The sequence below is a fragment of the Mycobacterium scrofulaceum genome, assembly GCF_002086735.1.
Lineage (GTDB): Bacteria > Actinomycetota > Actinomycetes > Mycobacteriales > Mycobacteriaceae > Mycobacterium > Mycobacterium scrofulaceum.
In genome coordinates, this window is record NZ_MVIJ01000111.1 from 1 (window position 1) to 4,399 (window position 4,399).

General features: G+C 61.8%; 4 protein-coding genes and 1 pseudogene. 4 read left to right on the forward strand and 1 reads right to left on the reverse strand.

Features of this window, described 5'->3' with window-relative positions; all coding sequences use genetic code 11:
- Window positions 1-349 precede the first annotated feature (349 nt).
- The 3 genes and pseudogenes from BST44_RS31245 to BST44_RS28760 all read left to right on the forward strand — a co-directional run.
- Window positions 350-463 (forward strand): annotated as a pseudogene (locus BST44_RS31245) (hypothetical protein); the annotation flags it as partial.
- A 119-nt stretch (window positions 464-582) separates the two neighbouring features.
- A complete protein-coding gene (locus tag BST44_RS28755; protein ID WP_087139652.1) occupies window positions 583-1,194 on the forward strand; it encodes a hypothetical protein in 612 nt (203 codons plus the stop codon).
- On the forward strand, window positions 1,179-1,802 hold the full coding sequence (locus BST44_RS28760; RefSeq protein ID WP_033717424.1) for a hypothetical protein: 624 nt from the start codon (window positions 1,179-1,181) through the stop codon (window positions 1,800-1,802). Before BST44_RS28755 ends, BST44_RS28760 begins: the two co-directional genes overlap by 16 nt.
- A gap of 645 nt (window positions 1,803-2,447) precedes the next feature.
- On the opposite strand, the gene BST44_RS28765 is transcribed toward BST44_RS28760, so the two are convergent.
- Window positions 2,448-3,029 (reverse strand): TetR/AcrR family transcriptional regulator, encoded by a 582-nt coding sequence (locus BST44_RS28765; RefSeq protein ID WP_033717422.1) that lies wholly within the window; start codon window positions 3,027-3,029, stop codon window positions 2,448-2,450.
- 65 nt (window positions 3,030-3,094) lie between these two features.
- On the opposite strand from BST44_RS28765, the gene BST44_RS28770 reads away from it, so the two are divergent.
- Entirely contained in the window at window positions 3,095-4,288 is a 1,194-nt protein-coding gene (locus tag BST44_RS28770; protein WP_007172294.1) for a cytochrome P450, read from the forward strand.
- Window positions 4,289-4,399: the final 111 nt, after the last annotated feature.

The following is a 4,399-nucleotide window of genomic DNA, read 5'->3' on the forward strand; positions in this document are numbered from 1 at the left end:
CACAACAGCTGGTCCAGGCACTCGACGGGCTGGCGCACACCACTCGGTGGCTCAGGAACCCGTCGACTGTTGGTTAACTACCGCATATAGCGCAATCGGTTGTACTTCAACGTAGTCGAGCGCCACTATACATTCCCGATAATCCGCCGCCATACGCATCGCACGCTCTTGCAACCGGTTTCGACGTGATGCAGCGAGTGTGGCACTAACGCATTGTGATTCACTCGATGAGTCAATTCCTAGGGCCGATAACCGGGCGAGCGGTCGAGCGGGCGGGCGTTTCCAGCAAACGCTCCTGCCTGTGGTCCTACTGCGCAGCCGCTCCCCCGCCGGGGGATTGGAGCCTGCTTTGGCCCGCCAACCCGAAGCCCAACAACGCATGTTCGTGCCCTTCCTCATCACGGTGGGCCTCGTCGAAGCAGCGACCTGGGAACGTCTCCCTACGACAAGGTGGAGACCGTAGCCACCGTCCGCCGACACCGCGGACCGCGAGGGGCGCAGCGTTGATCAATGAAATTGACCACCGCTGCGAAAATGCCGAAATGCGCCCCATGCTGCGGCGATCGCCCTATCGTTTGTGCCATGACGGGGGTAGGCATGCCGGCGTGGCCGGCAACAATGGCAGCATTCGTGCTCGAACTCGCCGGGATCGTGCCACCGCTAGATCCAAGAGTGCGAAATGAATTGGCTCAAGACGAAGAGAGTGTCGAGCTCGCGCAGCGTCTAGCGGAAGAACCCTCGCTACAAGATATCGTGTTCTCGGATGCGGATCATCCGTCGCTCCACACCCCTACCGTATTGTCTTTCACCGCAGAATCGTGGGCTCAGGCGCGCTCAGGTCTGGGCATCGTTGAGCGGGGTCAGGGCGAGCGCATCGCGGCCATCTGGCACACGGCGGTTCCGCTGGTCAACGGTGACTACCTGTTGACCCCGGATCCGGGTCACCCTGAAGCGGTGTCGTTCTATCGAGCCACGCGCAATGACGACGAGGGTGCGATCGATTTTCGCGTGGGCACTGCGTCGAGGGGCCCGTATGAGGTCGTGTGGGAGGACAACGACGACCGCTGCCATCTCAGACGATTCTTCAACGGCCTCTTGCAATGCAAGGTGGTCGGGTGCAGCGAGGTGTGTCATAGAGGCATCGAGGTGGACCCCATAACGGGCGCACAGTCATTTCCGTGCGGGTGTCCCTGATGTTCGGCATCGACTGGATTATTTGGGGCGTCATCATTGCCGCCGCCACGTTGGGGGCCGCAATCGGCGTGCCGGTCGTCCTCTACATCCGTCAGAACCGCGCCAACATCACGGTGACAAGCGAATTCGACAAGACCGGGTTCGTGGAAGTCGTCCTCGCCAAGGAGGGAAGCGGGGCCGCGCAAGTCGATTCGGTTGAACTCATGGCAGCTGGCACCAACACCAAGCTGCCATTAATCGGACGTTCCAAAACTGGTGCCGGGCCAATCAACTTCGATGGCGGCAAAGCCAAGATTCGCGTCTACTTCACACTCACCAGCGGGGCGAGTGCAACCGATGCCATCGAGGTACACGTCGAACACAAAGGCAAATCGTCGAGGGTCAAGTCCACCTGGACGACCAAGACCATATCTCCCCAGGCTGGCACCGAAATGATCGATCTGCGCGACCCGATTGAACCCGAAGCAGACACCACTACGAAAAAGGCGCCTGGCACTGCTGGTACTGGCACGACTGGGGCGAATCCGCCAGCAGCTCAATCAAATACACCCGCGCCAGGACTTTCCAACCCGCAGCGTGACACAGACGATCCCGACGTCAAGACGTAGAGCGTCCATCACGTCGAGGTCTCCCCCGGCGCCTCCAAGGAAGCCCGGTCGCGGAGGTTCGCGGCTGTGGCCCACACAACGGAAGGCCGTCGGGGACAGCCTTCGGGTGAGGATCCACCGGCGATACCGAATATCGCGATGTGGACATCCCACGTTGCCGAGACGCGGGTCGGATTGGCCATATCTGACTATTGCGGCCGCCGCCCGGCGGAGCCATTCGAGACCTGGATGCTTCGAGGCTGTGCCACGCCTCCGTAGCCCTGGCAAGTCCCCCGTCTGACGCTAATTTTGCCCGCGGCCACGGGCTACTTGACCCGTCGTGTGCGGGCGCATGGTTGGTGTGCGACGACCATCGAGACTTTGCACAGTGCACGAAACACCAAGGGGCGGTGTGTAAGTCGTGTGTTGGCACTGTGCTGGTGGAGTGGTCGTATTCGAAACCTGCGGTATTGCCGTGGTGGGCTAGCGGTTTTCGGGTCCGACGTTCTGGCTGCACTGGTCAGGTGCCCGGATCTCGCCGGCCGCGCACCTCCATCGGACGCGGGCGTTCTGGGGGTGAGCTGTTGGGGTAGGAGATGTTCAGAAATGCTCAAAGTCGTTGACTATCGAGCACAGGCGTGGTCGCAGATTGGTCTGCGGGGGGAGCTAGCGTGGCCGTATGCCGGTAAACACGACGTCGTGGATTGTTCGTGCGATTAGATCTTCGTCGAGCGTATCGTCGGTGATTAGGTAGGTCAGTGCGCTGGTGGTGACTGCACCGAATAGCGCGATGGCGGCAGCTCTGGGGTTGTCGAGAGCCTCGAGTGAACGGTCGTTAGCGCCCGCGCGAAGCAAGGTCTCGACGGGTTCGAAGTAGGCGGTGCTGATCATGTTGGCGATGGCGGGCATGCGGGCGGCGCGGCCCAGTTCTCCTATGAGGGCGCGACAGACAGCGGGCCGCTGGGCCATCACGCGCAGTTGGGCACTGATGACGTCGTGCAGGCGTTGGGCGGCGGCGCCGTCTGCCTCGACGATCGCGGTGACCTCGTGCGCGACGTGTTGTAGGGCGTCTTCGAGGAGGAAGGCGAGTATTTCTTCTTTGCCGGCGAAGTAGTAGTAGAGCGTGGCCTTGGCGATGCCCGTGGTCGCGGCGACGTCTTCGATCTTTGTGTCGTTGAGCCCGCGCTCGGCGAAGAGTTCGGCCGCGGCAGGCAACCGGTCGGCAATCTGAGCGGGAATCTTCCGCATAAAGTCCTCCCCTCGGTTTAAACTCTCAGTCTAAACCGACGTTCTGCAATGTGGCAGGAGACGCTATGTCGACGGTACAACTTCGCTACGATCCCTTTGACGCGGAAATTCAGGACGACCCCTACCCCGTCTACCGGCAGCTACGCGACGCGGCACCGGTCTATCACGCCGCCGATACCAACACCTGGGTACTTAGTCGCCACGCGGATGTCATCAGCGCGCTGCTTGACCATCACAGCTACTCGTCGGTCGACGGAGTATTTCCGACTCCACCGGGCTCGACTTTTCGCGAATCGCTGCTGCCGATGATGATTTTGATGGATCCCCCGCGACACGATCAGCTGCGGGCATTGGTTAGCAAGGCCTTCACCCCGCGACGAATCGCGGCGCTGACGTGCGCGATCGAGGACCTCGCTGATCAGTTGACGGCCGGCCTGATCCAGGAAGCCAGTTCGGCCGATTTCGTCGCCGACTTCGCAGCTGTACTACCGGCGATGGTGATCGCTGATTTGCTCGGTGTGCCGCGCGAGGACCGTACACAATTTCGGCGATGGTCGAACGCGTTGGTGCAGTCCAATCCCACCCACGGCGAGACCGGCGAGGCTTTGGCAGCCGCGGCCGCGATCTATGGCTACTTCACCGATTTCCTCGCCGACCGCCGCGGCCAACCGCGCGACGATTTGATGTCAGCGTTGGTGTGTGCCGAGATCGACGGAAAGCACCTTAGTGACGACGAACTGCTTGGCTTTTGCTTGCTGCTGCTGATCGCCGGTCATGAGACGACGTCGAATCTGCTGGCCAACGCCGCGGTGGTACTGGCCGACTATCGCGACACCCGCCACCGGCTGGCTGGCGATGAGAGCTTGCTCGGGGCAGCTGTTGAGGAGCTGCTGCGGTATGACTCACCGGCTCAAGGACTTTCGCGAACGTTGACCCGCGACGTGACAGTGCATGGCGTCACAATGTCGGCGGGTGATTCGGTGCTGTTGTTGTTCGGCTCGGCTAATCGTGACGAACGCGTGTTCGCTGATCCCGACGTGTTTGACATCGGGCGCAAACCCGAACACCAAGTGGCATTCGGCCGAGGCATTCACTTCTGTCTCGGTGCGTCCTTGGCCCGGATGGAGGCCCGGATCGCGTTGCGCGCCTTGCTGGCCCGCGTGCCCAACTGGGAAGTCGACTTGGGCCGCGCGCAGCGCCTGCGGTCGGGCCCGATCCGGGGCTATTTGTCGTTGCCGATCTCCTGGTCGGCGAACTAGCCGCGCTGCGGTCCAATTGGCTGTGACCGACCCGGTCGAATGGGCGGTGGGGCGCCCAACTAGCGGGAGATGGTTGGCTGGGGAGGATTCACGTTGGCGCTGCGATGAAGA